The organism is Cupriavidus sp. 86D6 (genome assembly GCF_057815095.1).
This window is the reverse complement of the sequence record NZ_JBYPSB010000004.1, coordinates 21,124-43,308: the sequence shown is the minus strand read 5'-3', so window position 1 is coordinate 43,308 and position 22,185 is coordinate 21,124. Positions and strand designations below refer to the sequence as shown.

Genomic DNA, 22,185 nt, shown 5'->3' with positions numbered 1-22,185 from the left:
CCGCCCGCATTGTTCGGTCGAAGCGATTCTATGGAAGCACAGCAACGACTGACAAGCTAAATTTTCAGATTACGAAGTCATTTCTTATAATGTGAAATATTGCGGCAGTGCACCAGAAACCGCATGCCGGCGCCGTCAAACGGCCTGGCGGATTTGCGAATCTGCCTGTGCCGGATAGGCGCTTTCCCCAAGCGACGCACCGCAATAAAGCCGATACACTGGTTGGCTGACCGTCAATCCCCTATGCAGTTCTTCGACCGAATCCTCTCTGGCCTGCGAACGGCCATCCTGCCACCGAATTCCGCCGGTACCGTCAGCGATTCCGCCCAGGGCGTTGCGCCCGGCGTGGCGCGCGGGGGCCATGGCGACCCGCATGGCGGTCACGCCGAACACCCCGAACACGCCGATCACGCCGACGTCATGGAGCCGCTGGCCGCACCGCCGCGCCGCCTGTGGATCATGCGCTGGCGCAATCTGGTGGCGACCAGCTGGTTCATGTTCATTCCGCTGGTGGCCATCGTGCTGTTCACCGTGGCGATGGGCGTCATCCTGTGGTCGCTGCACGAGACCGAGCGCCAGCAGCAACGCGACTCGCTGTACCGCGACGCCGCCTGGGCCCAGCAGCGTGTGCGGCTATCCCTGCTGAGCAACCAGGACCAGATGGCCTCGCTGGCGCGCGACATCGCCGCCGCGCAGCTGGACCAGGGCGCCTACCGCACCGCCGCCCAGGAAATCCTGCGCGAAAACCCCGAAATCGTCTTCATCAACTGGCTCGACGCCACCAAGCGGGGCCGCTGGTCGCTGCCGTCGACGTCCGAATTCGCTGGACGGCTACGTGAAACTGTCGACCAGCCGCTGGAACCCGAGGTGCTGGACACCTTCGACGCCGCGCGGGAGACCCAGCGCGTGGTCTATTCCCGCCCGCTGACCAACGACCGCGGCGACAGCTTCATGCTGATGGAAGTGCCGATCGTGCGCGACAACGAGTTCCTGGGCACGCTCGGGGCGCTCTATTCGATCAACGGCATCCTGACCCACCTGCTGCCGCCCGAGCTGACCGAGCGGTACCGCTTTTCGCTGATCGACAAGAACAACCAGACGCGCGCCAGCACGTCGGTGCGGCCGGTGCCAGGCAATGCGCTGTCCTACGAGGTGCTGCTCGACCCGCCGGGCCATTCGCTATCGCTGCGCGCCGACGCCTATCCGCCGCCATCGAACCTGCCCAACAACATGCTGCTGTGGCTGGTGGTGGGGCTGTCATGCTTCCTGCTCTGGAGCCTGTGGAGCATGTGGCGGCACACCAGCCGGCGCTCCGAGGCGCAGCGCGCGCTGCTGGCCGAGACATCGTTCCGGCGCGCGATGGAAAACTCGATGCTGATCGGACTGCGGGCGCTTGACCTGAATGGCCGCATCACCTACGTGAATCCGGCGTTCTGCCGCATGACCGGCTGGACCGAGCCCGAACTGGTGGGCCGCATCCCGCCCTTCCCCTACTGGCCACCCAACGACCAGCAGGAAATGCAGAAGCAGATCGACCTGACGCTGCAGGGCAAGTCGCCGGCCACCGGCTACGAAATGCGCGTGATGCGCCGCGACGGCAGCAGCTTCTTCGCGCGGATGTACGTGTCGCCGCTGGTGGACAGCCGCGGCCGTCATACGGGCTGGATGAGCTCGATGACGGACATCACCGAGCCCAAGCGCGCCCGCGAGGAACTGGCCGCCGCGCACGACCGCTTCACGACGGTGCTGGAAAGCCTGGACGCCGCGGTGTCGGTGCTGGCCACCGACAAGGCCGAACTGCTGTTCGCCAACCGCTATTACCGCCAGCTGTTCGGCTGGGAGGCAGAGGGGCACCTGAAACTGGCCGGCGACGACTTCGACAAGGAACAGATGTCGAGTGACAACACCGACTTCGTCGACGCGTACGCCGGCCTGCCCGCCTCGGAGCTGATGCCGTACGCGTCCGACGCCCGGGAAGTGTTCGTACCGGACATGCAGAAATGGTTCGAAGTGCGCCGCCGCTATATCCAGTGGGTGGACGGCCACCTGGCGCAGATGCAGATCGCCACCGACATCACGGTCCGCAAGGCCGCCGAGGAAATGGCGCGCCAGCACGAAGAACGCCTGCAGTTCACCAGCCGCCTGACCACCATGGGCGAGATGGCGTCGTCGCTGGCGCACGAGCTGAACCAGCCGCTGGCCGCCATCAATAACTACTGCATGGGCGCCGTGGCGCGCCTGCATTCGGGCCGCAGCACGCCGGAAGACCTGATCCCGGTGCTGGAAAAGACGTCGGCGCAGGCCGTGCGGGCCGGCACCATCATCAGCCGCATCCGCGGCTTCGTGAAGCGCAGCCAGCCCCAGCGGCGCGAGGCCGCCCTGCACGACATCGTGGCCGACGCCGTGGGCCTGGCGGACCTGGAAGCCACGCGGCGCCGCGTGACCATCCTGACGCGCCTGCCCGCCCCGCCGACGATGCTGTATGTGGACCCGGTGCTGATCGAGCAGGTGCTGGTCAACCTGCTCAAGAACGCCGTGGAAGCCATGGCCGGCCTGCCGGCAATGCGCGCGGCCGGCGTGGTCCGGCTCCACGCGCGGATCGAAAACGTCGAGTTCGGCCAATCGGTCTGCATCGACGTGATCGACCAGGGCCCGGGCGTGGACGAAGCCACCAAGGAGCGCCTGTTCGAGCCGTTCTTCAGCACCAAATCGGACGGCATGGGCATGGGCCTGAACATCTGCCGGTCGATCATTGAATCCCACCAGGGCCGTCTCTGGGTGGAAAACAATGTGGACGGCATCGGTTGTACGTTTAAAATCACCTTGCCGCTGCAGCCCGCGCTACCCGAGCAATAAGCTCCGGAGCGCCCCCGGGCATGCCGGACGACCCTCTGCCGCGGGGCATCGGGAGGCCGTCCGGACGATTTGCCTGGGGGTGTTGCGCGCCGCCGCATGCAGTTACACTTCGTTGCAAACGACTTTGCCCCAGGAGACTTCATGACCGCAACGCCCAGCCCAACGCCGCATCGTGGCGAGACCGTCTTCATCGTCGACGACGATGAAGCGATGCGCGACTCGCTGACCTGGCTGCTAGAGGGCAACGGCTACCAGGTGCGCAGCTTCAACAGCGCCGAGCAGTTCCTGTCCGCCTACGACACCAGTTCGGTGGCCTGCCTGATCCTGGACGTGCGCATGCCCGGCATGAGCGGTCCGGAACTGCAGGAACGCATGATCGCCGAGAACATCGACATCCCCATCGTCTTCATCACCGGCCATGGCGACGTGCCGATGGCGGTGTCGACCATGAAGCGCGGCGCGATCGATTTCATCGAAAAGCCGTTCGACGAGTCCGAACTGCGCGCGCTGGTGGAACGGATGCTGCAGAAGGCCCGCACCGACCATTCCGCCGCCCGCGAGCAGCGCGCCGCCAAGGATCTGCTGTCCAAGCTGACCACGCGCGAGCAGCAGGTGCTGGAACGCATCGTGGCCGGCCGCCTGAACAAGCAGATCGCCGACGACCTGGGGATTTCCATCAAGACCGTGGAGGCGCACCGCGCCAACATCATGGAAAAGCTCAACGTCAACACGGTGGCCGACCTGCTGCGCCTGGCACTGTCGCGCAACAGCTGACCGGGCTGCATTCCCCGACGCGCCGGCTGCCCGTGCATCGCCACGGCCCAGCCCGGCGCCCCCTACTTTCCGTCCAGATATTCGGCGTCGGCGAACGTCACCACCCATTGTGGGCGGTAGATGACGAAGATGGCCACCAGCATGCCGGTCAGGAAGGCCTCGCCGAAGGCGATGATCACCACGCCGGTCAGCCAGTCGCCCACGGTCAGCCCGGCCTCGCCCGCCTGCCCGACCAGCATGAGCCACGCCAGCCGCAGCACCCCCGCCACGATGGCCGCCACCAGCGCGGCAAAATAGCCGTGGCCCAGGATGAAGATGAACAGGTGCCGGGGCAGCCAGTGCCGCAAGGTGGCCTGCAGGCCGGCCGTGACCAGCCCGGGCACCGCAGCCATCCAGATAAAGCGCGGCGCCAGCGAAATCCAGTGGATGTCCTGCCACGCCTGCCCGGCCAGGTAGGCAAGCCCGATCAGCGAGATCACGTTGGCGATAGCCAGCGTCACCAGCGCCATCGGCAGGCCGAACATCGTCACGGCCAGGGTCGCGCCCATCAGTTGGATCACGACCCCACCGCCCAGCGTCGCGCGCGCCGTCCAGAGCAGCGCCAGGAACACCAGCGTGCCCAGCCAGGCATGCTGGATCGGCTCGCGGCGCAGCACCAGCCACGGCCGTTGCGAGATCGCCCAGGCCAGCACCGCCACGGCCAGGGTCGGCAGCGGCCAGGTCGCCAGCAGTTCCGGAATTGAAGATTCGTCGATGTCCATCGGCGGATGCTAGCAGTCGCCAGCTTGTCTCCGCTTGCATGCGGTCAAGGCGGCGCCGAATCGTGCCAAGCCTTTATAATCCGGGTTTTGCGCGCGCCGGCCCTTCCGCGCGGCGCGCGGCCCTTCCTCCCAGCCTTTCCAGTCACGTACGCCCATGTCCGCCCAATTGATCGACGGTAACGCCCTTGCCAAACAAATCCGTGCCGAAGCCGCCCAGCGCGCTGCCCGCCTGACCGCCGCCGGTCACCAGCCCGGGCTCGCCGTGGTGCTGGTGGGCGAGGATCCCGCCAGCCAGGTCTATGTGCGCAACAAGGTCAAGGCCTGCGAGGACAACGGTTTCTACTCGTCCCTGGACCGCTATCCGGCCGACCTGTCCGAAGCCGACCTGCTGGCCCGCATCGACGCGCTGAACAACGACCCGAAGATCCACGGCATCCTGGTGCAGCTGCCGCTGCCCAGGCATATCGACAGCCACAAGGTGCTCGAAGCCATCGCCCCCGAGAAGGACGTGGACGGCTTTCACGTGGCCAATGCCGGCGCGCTGATGACCGGCGCCCCGCTGTTCCGCCCCTGCACCCCGTACGGCTGCATGAAGATGCTGGAATCGATCCAGTACCCGCTGCGCGGCGCCCGTGCCGTGGTGGTGGGCGCCTCGAACATCGTGGGCAAGCCGATGGCGATGCTGCTGCTGCAGGCTGGCGCAACCGTGACGATCTGCAACAGCAAGACGCGCGACCTGGCCGCCCACACCCGTGACGCCGACGTCATCGTGGCCGCCGTGGGCCGCCGCAACATCATTACCGCCAACATGGTCAAGCCCGGCGCCGTGGTCATCGACGTGGGCATGAACCGCGACGATGCCGGCAAGCTGTGCGGCGATGTGGACTTTGCCGGCGTGCGCGAGGTAGCCGGCCATATCACGCCGGTGCCGGGTGGCGTCGGGCCGATGACGATCACGATGCTGCTGATCAACACGCTCGAAGCGGCCGAGCGCCGGGCCGGCCTGGCCTGAGACAGGATCCGGATGGGTCCCGATGGCGCGCCCGCCGCGCCTCAATCATCCTGATAGCTAAGTCGTACTGGATATTTGGCCTCAAAGGCCTCATCTTGCAGGGGTAATCGTGCCGCCATGCCCGCATGGCCTTTTCGACGGCGGCACGCCAACCGGGAATTGTCATGACTGATACCACCGACCGCGCCGCCAATCCGCTGCTGGACTTCACCGACCTGCCGCGCTTTGCCGAAATCCGCCCCGAGCACATCAGCCCCGCGCTGGACGTGCTGCTGGCGCAGGCGCAGGCCGCCGTCGCCCGTGCCGAAGCCCCGGAGACGCCGGCTTCCTGGAAGACCGCCGTCGAGGCACTGGAAGCCGCCACCGAACCGCTGGGCCGTGCCTGGGGCGTGGTGGGCCACCTGAGCGCCGTGGCCGATACGCCCGAGTTGCGCAAGGCTCACGCAGACAACCTGCCGCGCATGACCGAATTCTGGTCGTCGCTGGGCCAGAGCCTGGCCCTGTACGAGAAATACAAGGCCGTGGCGGCCGGCCCGGAATTCGCCGGCCTGTCGCCGGCCCGCAAGCAACTGCTCGAAAACGAGCTGCGCGGCTTCCGCCTGGGCGGCGCCGAGCTGCCCGAGGACAAGAAGCCGCGTTTTGCCGAGATCCAGGAGCAGCAGGCCCAGCTGTCGAAGGCGTTTTCCGATCATGTGCTCGACGCGACGAACGCCTATGCGCTCTACATCGATGACGAGAAGCGCCTGGCCGGCATCCCGGCCGACGCGCAGGAAGCCGCACGGCTGGCCGCCGAAAAGGACGGCAAGGCCGGCTGGAAATTCACGCTGCACTTCCCGTCGTACTTCCCGGTGCTCCAGTACGCCGATGACCGCGCGCTGCGCCAGACCATGTACCAGGCCAGCGTCACGCGCGCCTCGGAACTGGGCCCGCAGTACAACAACGGCCAGCCCGACTGGGACAACACGGCGAACATGCGCGAGCAGCTGACGCTGCGCCGGGAAGAGGCGCAGATGCTCGGCTACAACAACTACGGCGAAGTCTCGCTGGTGCCGAAAATGGCCGAAACGCCGGCCGACGTGCTGAAGTTCCTGGACGAACTGGCCGTCCGCGCGCGCCGCTTCGCCGAAGCCGACTGGAAGGAACTGCGCGAATTCGCAGCCGCCGAACTGGGCCTGGACACCATCGAGCCGTGGGACGTGGCCTATGCGTCGGAAAAGCTGCGCCAGAAGCGCTATGCTTTCTCCGACGACGAGGTCAAGCAGTACTTCCAGGAGCCGCAGGTGCTCAAAGGCCTGTTCGGCGTGGTCGAAAAGCTGTTCTCGGTGAAGATCGAGCCGGACAACGCCCAGACCTGGCACAAGGATGTGCGCTTCTTCCGCGTGGTGTCGCCGCAGGGCGCGCTGCTGGCCCAGTTCTACATCGACCTCTACGCGCGCGAAGGCAAGCGCGGCGGCGCCTGGATGGACGACGCCCGCGGCCGCAAGGAGCGCGACAACGGCACCGTGCAGACGCCGGTGGCCTACCTGACCTGCAACTTCACGGCGCCGGTGGGCGGCAAGCCGGCACAGTTCACGCATGACGAGGTCATCACGCTGTTCCACGAGTTCGGCCACGGCCTGCACCATATGCTCACGCAGGTGGGCGACCTGGGCGTCTCGGGCATCAACGGCGTGGAATGGGATGCCGTGGAACTGCCGTCGCAGTTCATGGAGAACTTCTGCTGGGAATACGAGGTGCTGTCGACGATGACGGCCCACGTGGATACCGGCGCCCCGCTGCCCCGCGCGCTGTTCGACCGCATGCTGGCGGCGAAGAACTTCCAGAACGGCATGATGACGCTGCGCCAGATCGTGTTCTCGTCGTTCGACATGCACCTGCATACCGACTACGACCCGCAGGGCCCCGTGTCGGTGCTGGAACTGTCGCGCCAGATCAACGACGCGAAGCACGTGGTGCCGCAGTCGCCGCTGTCGCGCTGGCCGAACACGTTCAGCCATATCTTCGCGGGCGGCTACGCGGCCGGCTACTACAGCTACAAGTGGGCCGAAGTGCTCTCGGCCGACGTGTATGCGGCGTTCGAGGAAGCCGCCAGGCTGTCGGGCAGCGTGCTGGATGCGGCAACCGGCGAGCGTTACCGGCAGGAGATCCTGTCGGTGGGCGGCAGCCGGCCGGCCATGGAATCGTTCGTCGCCTTCCGCGGCCGCACCCCGCAGATCGACGCGCTGCTGCGGCACGGCGGCATGGCCGAAACGGCGGCGGCAGCCTGATCGCGTCACCCCGGCCAGGCGCCCCGGCTCATGGACATGCCTTTCCCGATCCGCAAGGAATGTCCGCCGGGCGCCTGCGTCTGCAACCGCGAGGCGCTGCTGGAAAACCCGCACGCCGACCGGCGCATCCTGCAACTCACGCAGCAGGAAGAAAAGAAACTCGTAGAACGACTAGAGAACATCGCCACGCTGGCCGAGCTGAACCGCATGCAGGAACGGATGCACGCGCTGCTGGGCATCACGATCACGATCACGCCCAGTGACAACGTGGTGCGCACCACGCGCGGCTTCCGCATCGAACTGGCCGACCAGCCCGGCCTGTGCCGCAAGACCCGGCAGGCGATTCCCGCCGCCATCCGGCGCAGCATGGAAACCCATCCCGACATCGCGTTCGAAATCCTCGATCAGCGCGATCTGCTGGGCGGCAGCCGCAACCTTTTTGGCGAAAGTGCCAACCCCGAAGAATAACGACATATGAGAATCGCCAGCTGGAACGTCAATTCCCTGAAGGTCCGCCTGCCCCAGGTGCTGCAATGGCTGGCCGCGCAGGACGCCGCGGGCACCCCGATCGACGCGCTGTGCCTGCAGGAACTGAAGCTGCCCGACGACAAATATCCGCTGGCCGAACTGGAGGCCGCCGGCTTCCACAGCATCTTCACGGGCCAGAAGACGTACAACGGCGTGGCGATCGTGGCGCGCGACGGCGCCATGCCGGCGCCGACCGACGTGGTGCGCAACATCCCCGGCTATGAGGACGCCCAGCAGCGCGTGGTGGCCGGCACCTACGGCGACGTGCGGCTGATCAGCGCGTACTTCCCGAACGGCCAGGCGCTGGATTCTGACAAGTTCGTCTACAAGCTCGACTGGCTGCGCGCCATGACCGACTGGCTGCGCGCCGAAATGATCAAGTATCCGAAGCTGGCGCTGCTGGGCGATTTCAATATCGCCCCGGAAGACCGCGACGTGCACGACCCGGCCAAGTGGGAAGGCCAGAACCTGGTATCCCCGCAGGAACGCGATGCGTTCAAGGCGCTGATCGCGATGGGCCTGGTCGATTCGTTCCGCATGTTCGAGCAGCCCGACAAGATGTTCTCGTGGTGGGACTACCGCATGATGGGCTTCCGCCGCAACGCGGGCCTGCGCATCGACCACATCCTGCTGTCGCCCGGCCTGGCGCCGCACTGCACGACCTGCCTGATCGACAAGGAACCGCGCCGCTGGGACCAGCCGTCGGACCACACGCCGGTCGTGGCCTCGCTCAAGCTCGACTGAGCCAATGAGCGCCACCGCCCGCGCCAACACCCCGCCTCTGCAACGGTGGTTCCCCTGGCTGCGACGCGTCACCCCGCTGACGCTGCGCGCGGACGTCATCGCCGGCCTGCTCGGCGCGGTCCTGGTTCTGCCGCAGGGCGTGGCCTTTGCCACGCTGGCCGGGCTGCCGCCGCAATACGGCATCTACACGGCCGTGATTCCGTGCATCGTGGCCGCGCTGTTCGGGTCGAGCTGGCATGTGATGTCCGGGCCGACCAATGCCAATTCGCTGGCGCTGTTCGCCATGCTCAGCCCGGTCGCATTCGCGGGCAGCCCGGCCTATATTGCGCTGGCCCTTGCCGTGACGATACTGGTGGGCCTGCTGCAACTGGCGGTCGGGGCGCTGCGGCTGGGCTCGCTGGCCAACTTCATCTCGCCGTCGGTATTGCTCGGCTTCACCTGCGGTGCGGCCACGCTGATCGGCCTTTACGCGCTCAAGGACCTGTTCGGCCTGGCAGTGCCCACGGGCACCAGCGCGTTCGGCGTGGTGCGTTTTCTGTTCGAGAACCTCGACACCGTCAATGGCAGCGCGCTGATCGTCGGCGCGGTGACGCTGGTGGTCACCATCGCCCTCAAGCGGGTGTCGCGGCGGCTGCCGTTCATGCTGCTGGGCCTGCTGGCCGGCTACAGCGTGGCGATGATGCTGAACCATAGCGGCTGGGGTGGCGCCCGGCAGGTGAACGTGGTGGGACCGATTCCGTCGGCCATTCCACCGTTCCATGTGCCCGACATCAACTGGCGCACGGTGCCCGACCTGCTCGGCATCGCCGCGGCGCTGACCATTGTGGCGCTGGGGCAGTCGATCTCGATCGCCAAGGCCGTGGCGCTGCGGTCGGGGCAGCACATCGACGCCAACCGCGAATTCATTGGCCAGGGTCTGTCGAACATCGCTGGCGGGCTGTTTTCGGGCTATATCTCGTGCGGTTCGCTGAACCGTTCGATGCCGAACTTCGAGGCCGGGGCCCAAACGCCGCTGGCCAGCGTATTTTCGGCCCTGCTGCTCGTGGTGCTGGTCACCGTCAGCGCCCCGCTGCTGGCCCAGATTCCGCTGGCCGCCATCGCGGCCATGCTGATGCTGGTGGCCTGGGGCCTGTTCGATTTCCAGCGGATGCGCCGCATCGCGCAGCTTTCGCGGACGGAATTCGCCATCGCGGTGGGCACGTTCGCCGCCACGCTGGTGATCCGGCTGGAAATGGCCGTATTGCTAGGTACGGTGCTGTCGCTGGTGGCCTATCTCTATCGCACATCGCGCCCCGCCGTCCGCAGCCTGGTGCCTGACGCCGACGACCCGGGCCGGCGCTTCACGCCGCTGGACGAACTGCGACGCCCGCAGCCCGAATGCCCGCAGCTGAAGCTGCTGCGCATGGAAGGCGCGATCTACTTCGGCGCGGTGCAATACGTGACCGATCGCCTGCACTGGCTGCGTACCGTCGATGCCGACCAGAAGCATCTGCTGGCGATGACGAAGAGCATGAACTTCATCGACCTGGCTGGCGCGGAGATGTGGGAAGCCGAACTGAGCGAACGGCGCGCGGCCGGTGGCGACCTCTACTTCCATCGCCCACGTACGCAGGTGCTGGAAACGTGGAAGCAGACCGGATTCACCGCCAAGCTGGGCAGCGACCATATCTTCCCGACCAAGCGGCAGGCACTTCACACGATCATCGCGCGGCTATCGCCCGAAATCTGCGCGCAATGCCAGGCGCGCATCTTCGAGGAATGCGCACAGCGGCCCGGCGGCCCGGCAAGCCCGCAGGAACAGGACACCACCGTTCAGGCCGCGCCACGGCATGGCGAAACACTGGACACGGCGGATCCTGCCTGAATGGCAATGCAGACAACCAGACTTTGAAAAAACTGCTGAGAACTTCTCGAAAGGCGCCCTGAACCTTCTGGCGTCTGGCGCGCCGGCCGGCCTGCGGTGAAGCAGGGCCGAAGCCGGCGGGCGGAGGGTTGCTACCGTCGGCCGGCTTTCAGACCGGCGCCACGTGTGCCCGCTTGACCACGACCGGCTGGGGGACACCCTGCTCGATCAGTACCACGGCCGCGCGTTCGATCGTGTCACGACCGGCGCGGAACGCCTCTTCCAGCGACAGCACCTGATCGGCGCTGAAGCCTTCCCAGAGTGCTTCGCGTGTTACCACGCATGTCACTTGCTCACCATCGACAAGCGCGTGGAACAGCAAACCCTCGTTGTTGATGTCGTAGCGGTCTTGCTCCTGGAATTTGATTTCCATCATCACAGCCCTCCATATGCAAGTGGAAAAGAATCCTAACATGGCTTTGCGGAAATCGTCTTCGATCCCCTGCACGCCATCAGCAGAATAGGATTCGTCCCAATGACCGGCGGCGGGTACGGCAAGTTCCGTCACTTGTCGAATGTTTCGCCTCGTGACGCCGCCACCGCAACCGCGCAGCGTGCCATGCGTGTGTGTCAGTGTGATGTGCCGACCGGGCAGCCGATCGGTCAGCCGATCGGTCCGGTCACGCGGCAGCTTGCAGCGCGCATGCTTGGGGGCCGCCGGACCGATTTATTCCCGGCACGCATTTAGCGTTTGACAAAGCTGAAAATGCTGCTAGAATCTCGGTCTTCGTCGGGGCGTTAGCTCAGTTGGTAGAGCAGCGGACTCTTAATCCGTAGGTCGAGTGTTCGAGTCACTCACGCCCCACCAGACACAAGAAAGGCCGGAAGCAGCAATGCTTCCGGCCTTTTGCTTTCTGGCGATGCGCTTTCTGGCGATACCGCCACGCAAAGCCGAACCGCTCATCAAAGCGCCCACCCCTGCCGCATCAGACCCTGGCACTCTCGAACAGGACGCGCGCCAGCCGGCGATGGTCGGACAGCACGCCTGGCAGGTCTACCGTGCGCAACTGGCCGTCGCGCACGACCACGCGGCCGTTGATGATGCTGGTCGACACATTGGCCGGCGTACAGAACACCAGCGCCGCCACCGGGTCATGGCCACCGCCGGCAAAGCCTACGGCGGACATGTCGAACGACACGATGTCGGCCGACATGCCCGGCACGAGCGCGCCGATATCGTCGCGATTCAGCACCCGGGCACCGCCGAGCGTGGCAATCTCCAGCGCCTCGCGCGCACTCATCGCGGCGGGGCCGAACCCCACGCGCTGCAGCAGCATGGCCTGGCGCGCCTCGCCCAGCATGTGCGCGCCGTCGTTCGACGCGCTGCCATCGACCCCCAGCCCCACCGGCACGCCCGCATCGCGCATGCGCCGAATGGGCGCGATGCCCGACGCCAGCCGCATGTTCGAGCACGGGCAATGCGCCACGCCCGTGCCGGTGCGCGCAAACAGCGCCACGCCCTCGTCATCGAGTTTCACGCAGTGCGCGTGCCAGACATCGTGCCCCACCCAGCCCAGGTCCTCGGCGTATTGCGCCGGCGTCATGCCGAACTTCTCGCGCGAGTAGGCGATATCGTTGTCGTTCTCGGCCAGGTGCGTGTGCAGCGACACGCCATAGTGGCGCGCCATCGTCGCCGATTCGCGCATCAGGTCGCGCGACACCGAAAACGGCGAGCACGGCGCCAGCACCACGCGCAGCATCGCGTGGCGCGAGGCATCGTGGTACTGCTCCACCAGCCGCTGGCTGTCGCGCAGGATGTCGGCCTCGCGCTCGACCACCACGTCAGGCGGCAGGCCGCCCTGGCTGCGGCCCACGCTCATCGAGCCGCGCGCCGCGTGAAAGCGCATGCCGATCTGCCGCGCCGCGTCGATCGAATCGTCGAGCTTCGCGCCGTTCGGATACAGGTACAGGTGGTCGCTGGTGGTCGTGCAACCTGACAGCATCAGCTCGGCCATCGCCGTCTGCGTCGACACGCGGATCATCTCGGGTGTCAGGTGCGACCAGATCATGTACAGGTTGGTGAGCCAGCCAAACAGCTCGGCGTCCTGCGCCGCCGGCACGGCGCGCGTCAGGCTCTGGTACATGTGATGGTGCGTGTTGACCAGGCCGGGCATCACCACATGGCCGCGCATGTTCACCACTTCGGCACTGCCGTCGTCGATCATGCGGCGATAGGTCTCGGGCAGATCCGCGGTGGCGCCCACCCATTCGATGGCGGGGCCGTTGGCCACCAGGGCGCCGTCGGCGATCTCGCGGCGCTGGGCGTCCATGGTGACCAGTACGTCGGCGTGCTGGAGGATCAGGGTCATGGCAGTCGTGTATCCGGATTGGCAATGCCCGGAGTCTACGCATCGCCGGCACGCCACCCCAAGCGCAGAATTTCGCGCGGGGTGTCCACAATTTGTGGACAGACGGCTATCTGGCGGATTATCGGAACAGGCCTGCCAGCGTCTCGGCCATGGCGTCGGCCATCAAGCCCGCAGCGGGCGACAGCGGACTGCGGCCGCGCGCCACGAGCCGCAGCGTCTGGCGCTGCAGGCCGTTGTCGCGCAGCGGCACGAACACCACCGCGCCGCGCGCCCGCTCCTCCATCACATCGAGCGGATTCAGCAGCGCCACCCCGGCGCCCGTCGCCACCAGGCGCTGGATCAGCACCACCGAGGTGGATTCCACCACCGGCATCAACTCGATCGACTGGCGGGCAAAGGCATCGTCGACCAGCGCGCGGATGGACAGCGACGGCGCCGGCAGGATCAGCGGGTACCCGGCGCATTCGGCCAGCGTGGCCGAAGTCTGGGCTGCCAGCGGATGGCCGGGCGCCACCACGGCGCCGATCGACCAGTCGCGACTGGCCACCACGCGAAACGCCGCCACTTCCGGCAGGTCGTAACCAAGCCCCAGGTCGGCATCGCCCTGCTCCACCGCCGTGACGATGCCGCTGACCGGCAGGTCGGCCACGCGCACGACGATGCCCGGCTGATGCTGCCGGAAGTCATGCACCAGCGACGGCATCAACGCGCCGGCCAGCCCCGATGTGGTGGCAACGGTCACCATGCCGCGCCGCGCGCCCTTGATCTCCGCCACGCGCGCCTGCAGCGCCTCGTGTTCGCGCAGCGTCTGCCGGACATGCGCCAGCACGGCCTCACCCAGCGGCGTCAGGTGCAGTCGCTTGTGGATGCGGTCGAACAGCGGCGCACCAAGCTCGGCTTCGAGTTCAAGGATCTGGCGATTGATCGCCGTGGGCGCCACGTGCAGGGTTTCCGCCGCGCGCCGGATCGAACCACGGCGAACAACCTCGTCGAGATAGCGGAGAACGCGTGCATGCATGGGCGAAGGACGGAAAAGGGTCGGCTCGGGAATCTGCGCATTGTACGGCGCAGCAATTTCTTCAAAAAACTGTTGAAAGGGGCTTGCGCGATACAAACCCCCTTGCTACAATCTTTTTCTTCGTTGGGGCGTTAGCTCAGTTGGTAGAGCAGCGGACTCTTAATCCGTAGGTCGAGTGTTCGAGTCACTCACGCCCCACCAGCGAATTCCAGAAAAGCCCGAAGCTGTCCGCTTCGGGCTTTTTGCATTCCTGGCCCACACTTTGCCGGCCCGCCGCTTCCCGGCCAGAACCGCGCACGTCCGCTCCCGTACGGCCCCCAAGAGGTCTGACCTCCACGGGTTCCTCCCTATATCCCACGCCTCGCCTTTCGCGGTTGAATGCTCTTCGCCGCATATCACGGAACGCAGTTCCGTATTGCGGAACCCGAGTCCGTACCCGGGCAATACAAGCAATATGTTGGGAGGCATCTCTTGAAAGCTGTTCTGAAAGTGGGCGCTGCGGGCGCCCTCGCCGCATTGGGTCTGGTCGCAACCGCCGCACACGCGCAGTCGTATCCGACCAAGCCGATTCGCCTGATCGTGCCGTTCGCGGCAGGCGGCACCACCGATATCGTTGGCCGCGCCGTTTCCGACGCGCTGGGCCGCGAACTGGGTCAGCCGGTGGTGGTGGAGAACCGTGGCGGCGGCGGCGGTGCGATTGGTGCCGACGCGCTGGCCAAGTCCGCACCGGACGGCTACACGCTGGGCATTGCCACCGTCAGCACGATGGCCACCAACCCGGCCACGAACGCCAAGAACCCCTACGATCCGATCAAGGATTTCGCACCGATCACGAACCTCGTGAACGTGCCGAACGTGCTGACGGTGAACCCCAAGGTGCCGGCGAAGAACCTCAAGGAATTCGTCGCCCTGCTCAAGTCCAACCCCGGCAAGTACAGCTATGCGTCGGCCGGCAAGGGCAGCATCTCGCATCTGGACGGCGAACTGTTCAAGTACATCACCAAGACCGACATGGTCCACATCCCCTATCGTGGATCGGGCCCGGCACTGAACGACACGCTGGCCGGCCAGGTGAATGCTCAGTTCGACAACCTGCCGTCGTCGATGCCGTTCATCCAGAGCGACAAGCTGCGTGCGCTGGCCGTGGCCGCGCCCAAGCGCGTGGAAGGCCTGCCCAACGTGCCGACCTTCGCCGAGGAAGGCATGAAGGACATGAACAACATGGCCTGGTACGGCCTGGTGGCACCGGCAGGCACGCCGGCCGCGATCCTGACCAAGGTGCACGATGCCGCGGTCAAGGCACTGCAGGACCCGAACGTGAAGAAGCGCCTGCACGACGCCGGCGCCTACCCTGACGGCAATACGCAGCAGCAATATGCCGCGCAGATCAAGCGCGAACTGGAACTGCGCAAGAAGATTGCGACCGACCAGAACATCACGCTCGAATGACAGCGGGATGAAGGCTTGACAGTCACGTGACGTGCCCGTCGCCCGAGCGTTGTTACTACGACTCTGGCGGCAGGCCGTCACAAATAGCGGTACAGTGTGATTATCGATACAGGCATTTTCTACAAATTTCTGTTTTTGGCCGGCCGCACCGACCGGCCCTCACTCGAGAGGATAATGATGCTGAAGAAGACCGTACCGACGCTGATCGTTGCCGCCCTGACTGCCCTGGGCGCCGTGCAGCTGGCCCACGCCCAGAAGAACTACACGGATGGCGGCGATCTCTACAGCGGCAGCCACACCAAGAACAAGGCAAATCCGAACCAGAATCCGGCCAAGTCCGGCAAGTTCGATCCGTACACCGATGGCGCCAAGAAATCGACGCGCGCCGACCTGGCCCCGAACAAGAAGGCTGACCCGTACACCGACGGCGCCAAGTCCGGCAAGCCGGACCCGTACCTGGACGGCGCGAAGAGCGGCAAGCCCGATCCGTACCTGGACGGCGCAAAGTCCGGCAAGGCCGATCCGTACACCGACGGCGCCAAGAAGCAGTAACCTCCAGCAAGATGATCGGCGGCGAGCGGACAACCCGCTGCCACCGCCTCGAGGCCCCTGCCACTCGCGCAGGGGCTTTTTCATTTGCACAGGATGGCACGTCCCTGCCTGCTCATCAGACGTCAGACCCCGGTCTGCCCTGCAGCGTCAAGCGACAACGAAGCCGCCTCAGCCAGGGCTCAGCCAAAAGACTGACTAGGACATACCCGAGCTGTCACGCAAATGTCCCAACATTGCTGATAGTGTTCCTCCCTACCGATTTTCAATGAAGAGCGACCGGCCCGAACGAGAGGCAGGCGCCAGCCGTCCGGGCCGGCCAAGCACCGGCCCAAGAAGTGTCCAGGCGGCAAGAAAACCCTGTTATGGGAGACCTGAGCAAATGCAGCCCAAAGCACTCGAAGTTCACGAGCCTGTCGTGCTCTCGCTTGTCGACGCCGTCACCGCATGGCAAAGCGCCCTGGAACAGACGCTAAGTGTCTCCGGGCTGTCCTATCCGAAATGGCTGCTGCTGCGCGCCATCCGCGCCGGCGAATTTACCCGCGGCCAACCGTGCCAGGGCGCGATCTTCCTCGACGTGCCCCAGACCGAGCGGCTGTTGCGCGAACTCCATGCCGATGGCTGGCTGGAGTTCCCCAGCGACGGCACGCCGCAGATCGCATTCGAAGCCTGTCCGCGCCTGGAGCGCGCGGCGCTGGCCGTGCGTGCGCTGCATTCGGTCTCGATCTCGCATCTGGCGCCGGCGGAACGCACCGCGTTGACCAGTCTGCTGCATCGCATGACCGCCACGCTGGACCATCACGCCGAACGCCACAGCCGCCAGACCGCCCGCAACACCGCCGAGTTATCGCTGGTGGTCGCCGAGCACGCCAGCCGCGCCGCACAACACGCGCTGGCCGCCTGACCCGTGCCGGGGCTTCGGCCCTGCGCCCGCCGGCCACGATCCTGACGCCCCGCCCTGCGGGGCGTCGTCGTTTTGTCGCCCCGGCCTCGTAAATCTTTCCTACAGTGTGAGCATGCACCGGCACACCACCGAGAACAGCGAGGAGAGGCCATGCCCCCCGAGAACGAAGAAAAGGTTGCGCAACTGCTCGATGACCTGGTTGCATTCGCGCGTGAACGCCTGCCCGCGGCCACGTTTGCCATCGTCGAGCCATTGTTCCGGCATTACTACGACCTGGCCGATGCCGAAGACCTGCTGGCGCGCGACGTGGCGGATCTGTACGGCGCCGTGATGGCGCACTGGCAGACAGCCCAGAAGTTCGTCCCGGGTGCCGCGCGACTGCGCGTGTACAACCCCAACCTGGAAGAACACGGCTGGCATTCCGACCATACGATCATCGAGATCGTGAACGACGACATGCCGTTCCTGGTGGACTCCGTGACGATGGAGATCAACCGTCACGGCCTGACCCTGCATTCGGCCATCCACCCGGTATTCCGCGTCTGCCGCGACGCACGCGGCGCGATCGAGAGCATCGGCCTGGGCGGCACCGAAGCCAGCACCGATCGTTGCCGGCTCGAATCGTTCATCCATTTCGAAGTGGACCGAACCGGCGAGGCCACCCGGCTCGACGCACTGCGCGTGGGCATCGGCGCCGCGCTTGGCGATGTGCGCGCGGCCGTGGAAGACTGGCCGCGCATGCGCCAGATCGCCCAGGAAACCGTGGCCGGCATGGCCCACGCGGCCGATGCGGGCACGCCGGAGTCGACCGAGGCGCGGGCGTTCCTGGAATGGATGCTCGACGACCATTTCACGTTCCTGGGCCAGCGCGACTATGAACTGGTGTCGCGTGACGGCCAGTACTTCCTGCGCGGTGTGGCGGGCTCGGGCGCGGGCATCCTGCGCGAGGCGCTGCGCGACCCGGGCACGGACGATGTCACCCCCCTGCCGCCCGCCGCACGTGCCATCATCGAAGGCGCATCGCCGATCTTCATCACCAAGGCCAACTCGCGATCCACCGTGCATCGGCCCGGTTATCTCGACTACGTGGGCGTGAAGCTGCTCGACGCCCATGGCAACCTGTTCGGCGAGCGCCGCTACGTGGGCCTGTATACGTCCACGGCCTACATGGTCAGTACCAGCGAGATTCCGCTGGTGCGCCGCAAGTGCGCCAATATCCTGCAGCGGGCCGGCTTCCTGACCAAGGGCCACCTGTACAAGTCGCTGGTGACGATCCTGGAGCAGTATCCGCGCGACGAACTGTTCCAGGCCGACGAGGACGAACTGTTCGACATCACGCTGGGCATCCTGCGCCTGCAGGAACACCAGCGTACGCGGCTGTTCGTGCGGCGCGACCGCTTCGACCGCTTTATCTCGTGCCTGGTTTTCGTGCCGCGCGACAAGTACAACACCGACCTGCGCCAGCGCATCCAGAAGCTGCTGGTGCAGTCGTTCAACGGCACCAGTTGCGAGTTCACGCCGCAGCTGTCGGAATCGCCGCTGGCGCGCATCCAGCTGACGGTACGCGGCCAACCGGGCACGATGCCCGAGGTGGACACGCGCGAGCTGGAAGAAAAGATCGTGCAGGCCACGCGCCGCTGGCAGGACGACCTGGCGCAGGCGCTGCACGACAGCCGCGGCGAGGAACAGGGCAACCGGCTGCTGCGCCGCTACGGCGACTCGTTCCCGGCCGGCTTTCGTGAAGACTACGCCGCCCGCACCGCCGTGCGCGATATCGAGCTGATGGAACACGCGCGCCAGCATCCCAGCAAGCTCGCGATGAACCTGTACCGGCCGATCGAGGCGCCATCGGGCGTGTTCCGCTTCAAGGTGTACCGCGCCGGCGAACCCATCGCGCTGTCGCTGAGCCTGCCGATGCTGGAACACCTGGGCGTGCGCGTGGACGAAGAGCGCCCCTACCTGATCGAGCCCGACGGCTGCGAGCCGGTGTGGATTCACGACTTCGGGCTCGAAATCGTGGCCGACCCCGACGGCAAGCCGCTGGACATCGATATCGAGAAGATCAAGCCGCTGTTCGAGGATGCCTTCGCGCGCGCCTGGAATGGCGAGATCGAGAACGACGACTTCAACCGGCTGGTGCTGCGCGCGGGCCTGGCCGCGCGCGACGTGACCATCCTGCGCGCCTACACCAAGTACCTGCGCCAGGTGGGCTCCACGTTCAGCAATGCGTATATCGAACGGGCGCTGACGGCCAATCCCAACATCGCGTCGATGCTGGTGTCGCTGTTCCTGGCGCGCTTCGACCCGGCCACGGCGGCCGCGCCCGCCCCCGATCATGCCGAAAAGACCGACGACCCGCGCACCCGCAAGTGGCTGGCCGACATCGATGCCGCGCTCGACCAGGTGCCCAACCTGGACGAGGACCGCATCCTGCGGCTGTTCCTGAACCTGATCGACGCCACGGTGCGCACCAACTATTTCCATCGCGGTACGGACGGGCAGCCGCGCCCGTACGTGTCGTTCAAGTTCAATCCGGCGCTGGTGCAGGGCCTGCCCGAGCCGCGCCCGATGTTCGAGATCTGGGTCTACTCGCCGCGCGTCGAAGGCGTGCACCTGCGCGGCGGGCGGGTGGCACGCGGCGGCCTGCGCTGGTCGGACCGCCGCGAGGACTTCCGTACCGAGGTGCTGGGCCTGATGAAGGCCCAGATGGTCAAGAACACCGTGATCGTGCCGGTGGGCTCCAAGGGCGGCTTCGTGGTCAAGCGCCCGCCGCCGGCCACCGATCGCGATGCCTTCCTGGCCGAAGGCGTGGCCTGCTACCAGACCTTCCTGCGCGGCCTGCTGGACCTGACCGACAACCTGGTATCGGGCCAGCCGGTGCCGCCGCCCGACGTGGTGCGCCACGACGAGAACGACCCCTACCTGGTGGTGGCGGCCGACAAGGGCACAGCCACGTTCTCGGACTATGCCAACGCCATTTCGGCCGAATACGGCTTCTGGCTCGACGACGCCTTCGCGTCGGGCGGCTCGGTGGGCTATGACCACAAGAAGATGGGCATCACGGCACGCGGCGCGTGGGAAAGCGTCAAGCGGCACTTCCGCGAAATGGGCGTCGATATCCAGAGCACGCCGTTCACCGTGGTGGGCGTGGGCGATATGTCCGGCGACGTGTTCGGCAATGGCATGCTGCTGTCGCCCCATATCAAGCTGCTGGCCGCGTTCGACCATCGGCATATCTTCCTGGACCCGGACCCCGATTGCGCGAAGGCCCTGGCCGAGCGCCAGCGCCTGTTCGACCTGCCCCGCTCCAGCTGGGCCGACTACGACACGGCGCTGATATCGGCCGGCGGCGGCGTGTTCCCGCGCACGGCCAAGACGATCGCGCTGTCGCCGCAGGTGCAGGCCGCGCTGGGCATCCAGGCGTCGGCGCTGTCGCCGAACGAACTGATGCACGCGATCCTGACCGCGCCGGTGGACCTGCTCTACAACGGCGGCATCGGCACCTACGTCAAGGCCAGCACCGAGACGCACCTGCAGGCCGGCGACCGGTCCAACGACGCGATCCGCGTGAACGGCAACGAGCTGCGCTGCAAGGTGGTGGGCGAAGGCGGCAACCTGGGCTTCACGCAACTGGGCCGCATCGAATTCGCGCGCAATGGCGGCCGCATCAATACCGATGCCATCGACAACTCGGCCGGCGTCGATTGCTCCGACCACGAGGTCAACATCAAGATCCTGCTCGGCCTGGTGGTGGCCGATGGCGAGATGACCGGCAAGCAGCGCAACAAGCTGCTGGCCGAGATGACCGACGAGGTGGGCCGGCTGGTGCTGGAGGACAACTACTACCAGACCCAGGCGCTGTCGGTGGCGGGGCGCGAGGCGCCGGTGCTGGTCGATGCCGAGGGCCGGTTGATCCGATGGCTGGAGCGCGCGGGCCGCCTCAACCGTCCGCTGGAATTCCTGCCGTCCGACACCGACATCGCCGAACGCAAGTCGCTGGGCCAGGGCCTGACATCGCCCGAGCGCGCGGTGCTGCTGGCCTACAGCAAGATGTGGCTCTACGACGAACTGCTGGTGTCCGACCTGCCCGAAGACCCACTGGTGGCGGGCCTGCTGATCGACTACTTCCCGAAGCCGCTGCAACAGCAGCATGCGGCGGCCATGCAGCGACACCCGCTGCGGCGCGAGATCCTGGCCACGCACCTGACCAACATGCTGGTGAACCGCATCGGCGCCACCTTCGTCCATCGGCTGATGGAAGAAACCGACGCCCGGCCCGCCGACATCGTGCGCGCCTGCCTGCTGGCGCGCGACGTATTCGGGCTGACCGGGCTGTGGCAACGCATCGACGCCCTGGACAACCGCGTGGACGATGCCATCCAGGCGCGCATGTTCGGCGCGCTGGGCCGGCTGCTGGAACGCGCGACGCTATGGTTCGTGCGCTACCTGCGGGGCGGTGGCACCGTCGAGCCGGGGGCAACCCGTTTCGTGGAGGCCGCGCAGTGGCTGACGCCGCAACTGGCCGTGCTGCTGCCGCCCGAGACGTCGCAGGCCATGGCCGATGCGGCCCTGTCGCTGACCGAGGCGGGTGTCGACGACGACCTGGCCCTGCGCGTGGCGGCCAGCGACAACGCTGCCGCCGCACTGGACATTGCCGAAGTGGCCGGGGCCTGCCAACGCAGCCTGGGCGCGGTGGCGGCGGTCTACTTCGCGCTCGACACCGAACTCAACTTCGGCTGGCTGCGCGAACGCGCGCTGTCGCTGCCGGCCGATACGCACTGGGACCTGCTCGCGCGCACCACTACGCTGGAAGACCTGGGCCGGCTCAAGCGCGCGCTGACCACCAGCGTGCTGGCGCAGGCCCGGGACAGCGACGATGCGGCGGCAATGATCCATAGCTGGCGGGCCAGCCGCCAGGTGGCGCTGGACCGCTACGCGCAGATGCTGACCGACCAGCGCGCGTCGGGTGTGTCGGGCGCGGCGGCACTGTCGATGCTGTCGGTGGCGGTCAGGGAGATCGGCCTGCTGGAACGTGCCTGACGCGGGCGCACGCGTTGACCCGCACCGCAAATGGAAACGGCCCGCGCTTGGCGGGCCGGAAGATGGGGTGG

Annotated in this window: 15 protein-coding genes and 2 tRNA genes; 13 read left to right on the top strand and 4 right to left on the bottom strand. The window is 66.4% G+C overall.

The annotated features are described in order from the left end of the window. Positions 1-243: 243 nt before the first annotated feature. Together AC3G88_RS11345 and AC3G88_RS11340 are read left to right on the top strand one after the other, a co-directional pair. A complete protein-coding gene (locus tag AC3G88_RS11345; RefSeq protein ID WP_488893397.1) occupies positions 244-2,856 on the top strand; it encodes a PAS domain S-box protein in 2,613 nt (870 codons plus the stop codon). Positions 2,857-2,997: 141 nt separating this feature from the next. After that, on the top strand, positions 2,998-3,630 hold the full coding sequence (locus AC3G88_RS11340) for a response regulator transcription factor (protein WP_101682117.1): 633 nt from the start codon (positions 2,998-3,000) through the stop codon (positions 3,628-3,630). A 62-nt stretch (positions 3,631-3,692) separates the two neighbouring features. Here the strand turns inward: AC3G88_RS11340 and AC3G88_RS11335 are convergent, their stop codons facing one another. Continuing rightward, a complete protein-coding gene (locus AC3G88_RS11335) occupies positions 3,693-4,391 on the bottom strand; it encodes a hypothetical protein (RefSeq protein ID WP_488772856.1) in 699 nt (232 codons plus the stop codon). 154 nt (positions 4,392-4,545) lie between these two features. Between AC3G88_RS11335 and folD the strand changes: the two genes are divergently transcribed. From folD to AC3G88_RS11310, 5 genes are all read left to right on the top strand, one after another. Beyond that, positions 4,546-5,403: a bifunctional methylenetetrahydrofolate dehydrogenase/methenyltetrahydrofolate cyclohydrolase FolD gene (folD, locus tag AC3G88_RS11330; protein WP_488772855.1), complete on the top strand. Its 858-nt coding sequence runs from the start codon at positions 4,546-4,548 to the stop codon at positions 5,401-5,403. Between the two features lie 164 nt (positions 5,404-5,567). Continuing rightward, positions 5,568-7,670, top strand: coding sequence for a M3 family metallopeptidase (locus tag AC3G88_RS11325; protein WP_488772854.1), 2,103 nt, complete (start codon positions 5,568-5,570; stop codon positions 7,668-7,670). A gap of 30 nt (positions 7,671-7,700) precedes the next feature. Continuing rightward, positions 7,701-8,138: a hypothetical protein gene (locus AC3G88_RS11320; protein WP_488772853.1), complete on the top strand. Its 438-nt coding sequence runs from the start codon at positions 7,701-7,703 to the stop codon at positions 8,136-8,138. A gap of 6 nt (positions 8,139-8,144) precedes the next feature. Next, on the top strand, positions 8,145-8,942 hold the full coding sequence (gene xth / locus AC3G88_RS11315) for an exodeoxyribonuclease III (protein ID WP_153948436.1): 798 nt from the start codon (positions 8,145-8,147) through the stop codon (positions 8,940-8,942). Between the two features lie 4 nt (positions 8,943-8,946). Continuing rightward, positions 8,947-10,806 (top strand): SulP family inorganic anion transporter, encoded by a 1,860-nt coding sequence (locus AC3G88_RS11310; RefSeq protein ID WP_488893396.1) that lies wholly within the window; start codon positions 8,947-8,949, stop codon positions 10,804-10,806. Between the two features lie 148 nt (positions 10,807-10,954). Here the strand turns inward: AC3G88_RS11310 and AC3G88_RS11305 are convergent, their stop codons facing one another. After that, positions 10,955-11,218 carry a DUF1488 family protein gene (locus AC3G88_RS11305; protein ID WP_066738920.1) on the bottom strand — a complete coding sequence of 88 codons (264 nt, stop codon included), beginning with the start codon at positions 11,216-11,218 and terminating at the stop codon, positions 10,955-10,957. 359 nt (positions 11,219-11,577) lie between these two features. Here AC3G88_RS11305 and AC3G88_RS11300 point away from each other — a divergent pair. Then, positions 11,578-11,653 (top strand) — tRNA-Lys (locus AC3G88_RS11300). Positions 11,654-11,771: 118 nt separating this feature from the next. Here AC3G88_RS11300 and AC3G88_RS11295 read toward each other — a convergent pair. Continuing rightward, complete coding sequence (locus AC3G88_RS11295; protein WP_488772851.1) at positions 11,772-13,154, bottom strand: 8-oxoguanine deaminase; 1,383 nt, start codon at positions 13,152-13,154, stop codon at positions 11,772-11,774. 118 nt (positions 13,155-13,272) lie between these two features. Continuing rightward, entirely contained in the window at positions 13,273-14,172 is a 900-nt protein-coding gene (locus tag AC3G88_RS11290) for a LysR family transcriptional regulator (RefSeq protein WP_488772850.1), read from the bottom strand. A gap of 125 nt (positions 14,173-14,297) precedes the next feature. Between AC3G88_RS11290 and AC3G88_RS11285 the strand changes: the two genes are divergently transcribed. From AC3G88_RS11285 to AC3G88_RS11265, 5 genes are all read left to right on the top strand, one after another. Further along, a tRNA-Lys gene (locus AC3G88_RS11285) sits at positions 14,298-14,373 on the top strand. A 270-nt stretch (positions 14,374-14,643) separates the two neighbouring features. After that, positions 14,644-15,621 (top strand): tripartite tricarboxylate transporter substrate binding protein BugE, encoded by a 978-nt coding sequence (locus AC3G88_RS11280; RefSeq protein ID WP_488772849.1) that lies wholly within the window; start codon positions 14,644-14,646, stop codon positions 15,619-15,621. A 177-nt stretch (positions 15,622-15,798) separates the two neighbouring features. Further along, the gene (locus tag AC3G88_RS11275; protein ID WP_066738921.1) at positions 15,799-16,173 is read left to right on the top strand and encodes a hypothetical protein; all 375 of its coding nucleotides are present in this window, start codon (positions 15,799-15,801) and stop codon (positions 16,171-16,173) included. A 379-nt stretch (positions 16,174-16,552) separates the two neighbouring features. Continuing rightward, positions 16,553-17,074 (top strand): MarR family transcriptional regulator, encoded by a 522-nt coding sequence (locus AC3G88_RS11270; RefSeq protein ID WP_488772848.1) that lies wholly within the window; start codon positions 16,553-16,555, stop codon positions 17,072-17,074. Positions 17,075-17,224: 150 nt separating this feature from the next. Next, positions 17,225-22,114: an NAD-glutamate dehydrogenase gene (locus AC3G88_RS11265; protein WP_488893395.1), complete on the top strand. Its 4,890-nt coding sequence runs from the start codon at positions 17,225-17,227 to the stop codon at positions 22,112-22,114. Positions 22,115-22,185 lie beyond the last annotated feature (71 nt).

Bases quoted from the DNA above. Each gene is read 5' to 3' on its own strand.
- folD (WP_488772855.1), top strand. From the start codon at position 4,546: ATGTCCGCCCAATTGATCGACGGTAACGCCCTTGCCAAACAAATCCGT.
- AC3G88_RS11325 (WP_488772854.1), top strand. From the start codon at position 5,568: ATGACTGATACCACCGACCGCGCCGCCAATCCGCTGCTGGACTTCACC.
- AC3G88_RS11305 (WP_066738920.1), bottom strand. From the start codon at position 11,218: ATGGAAATCAAATTCCAGGAGCAAGACCGCTACGACATCAACAACGAG.
- AC3G88_RS11265 (WP_488893395.1), top strand. From the start codon at position 17,225: ATGCCCCCCGAGAACGAAGAAAAGGTTGCGCAACTGCTCGATGACCTG.
- AC3G88_RS11270 (WP_488772848.1), top strand. From the start codon at position 16,553: ATGCAGCCCAAAGCACTCGAAGTTCACGAGCCTGTCGTGCTCTCGCTT.
- AC3G88_RS11345 (WP_488893397.1), top strand. From the start codon at position 244: ATGCAGTTCTTCGACCGAATCCTCTCTGGCCTGCGAACGGCCATCCTG.
- AC3G88_RS11290 (WP_488772850.1), bottom strand. From the start codon at position 14,172: ATGCATGCACGCGTTCTCCGCTATCTCGACGAGGTTGTTCGCCGTGGT.
- AC3G88_RS11310 (WP_488893396.1), top strand. From the start codon at position 8,947: ATGAGCGCCACCGCCCGCGCCAACACCCCGCCTCTGCAACGGTGGTTC.
- AC3G88_RS11295 (WP_488772851.1), bottom strand. From the start codon at position 13,154: ATGACCCTGATCCTCCAGCACGCCGACGTACTGGTCACCATGGACGCC.
- xth (WP_153948436.1), top strand. From the start codon at position 8,145: ATGAGAATCGCCAGCTGGAACGTCAATTCCCTGAAGGTCCGCCTGCCC.
- AC3G88_RS11275 (WP_066738921.1), top strand. From the start codon at position 15,799: ATGCTGAAGAAGACCGTACCGACGCTGATCGTTGCCGCCCTGACTGCC.
- AC3G88_RS11320 (WP_488772853.1), top strand. From the start codon at position 7,701: ATGGACATGCCTTTCCCGATCCGCAAGGAATGTCCGCCGGGCGCCTGC.
- AC3G88_RS11335 (WP_488772856.1), bottom strand. From the start codon at position 4,391: ATGGACATCGACGAATCTTCAATTCCGGAACTGCTGGCGACCTGGCCG.
- AC3G88_RS11340 (WP_101682117.1), top strand. From the start codon at position 2,998: ATGACCGCAACGCCCAGCCCAACGCCGCATCGTGGCGAGACCGTCTTC.